The 844-nt window shown below is 38.5% G+C and carries 2 protein-coding genes; one reads left to right on the forward strand and one right to left on the reverse strand.

Annotated elements, in window-relative coordinates; translation table 11 throughout:
- Nucleotides 1-370, forward strand: a 370-nt coding sequence (locus ACS8FD_RS18650; protein WP_439276943.1) for an MliC family protein, incomplete at its 5' end; no start/stop codon positions are given.
- 174 nt (nt 371-544) lie between these two features.
- On the opposite strand, the gene ACS8FD_RS18655 is transcribed toward ACS8FD_RS18650, so the two are convergent.
- Nucleotides 545-844, reverse strand: a 300-nt coding sequence (locus tag ACS8FD_RS18655; protein ID WP_439276944.1) for a RidA family protein, incomplete at its 5' end; no start/stop codon positions are given.

The raw sequence follows: 844 nt of genomic DNA on the forward strand, positions 1-844 counted from the left end.
ATTACTGGTTGTAACCCCTACTATTTTATTATTAGCAGCATGTGCGACTAATGCACCAATAAATAATGGCCATAGTGGGCATAAGCCTCAAATACAAAAATCTTATGCTTTTAGCTGTGAAGATAATAGTAAGGTGACTGCTATTTATTCAGCGAATGGCAAATTCGCTAACTTAAGCTTGACCCTTCCTAAGCTTGGCTTACGCAATAAAAGAGTTAATCTTAAACGAGCAGTATCAGGTTCTGGTGCTCGTTATGTTAAGGAGTCAAGCTCTAAAGCCAGCTACGAATGGCAGACTAAAGCCAATGTTGGCGTCCTGAGTATCCGCTCAGTAAACGATCGTAAATACAGCGTTACTTGCCGACTATAAAAGCCATCATATTATTTTTTAAACCGTTCTCTTTTCAAACAGCTCGCCTTTTTAAATAACATTTTTTCTAAATAAACCCTCTTCATATTACTAGGAAGATCTAAAAAAAGTGCCCGTCGTTGAAATGACTGGCACTTTTTTCTTAAAAAGTCCTGTTATCAACAATTACTATTCTCAAGCTGGTGGCGTACCCTCGGCATTAGATATGACAGTGTCAATCTGTATCAAAGCATCCATAGGAATAGCGGCAACACCAATCACTGTTCTGGCTGGCAAGTCGTTATTGAAGAAGGTCTTATAAATATCATTTACCGCATCGATATCCGTGATGTCTGTAAGTTGGATGGTCATTTTTACCACATCGTCCATAACATGATCGATACTTTCTACAATGGCTTTGATATTTTCTAAGCACTGTTTGGTCTGCGCTTTTATATCACCATCGATTAGTTTGCCGGTTTCAGGATTGATAGG

The sequence above is a fragment of the Psychrobacter sp. 1U2 genome (genome assembly GCF_051847575.1).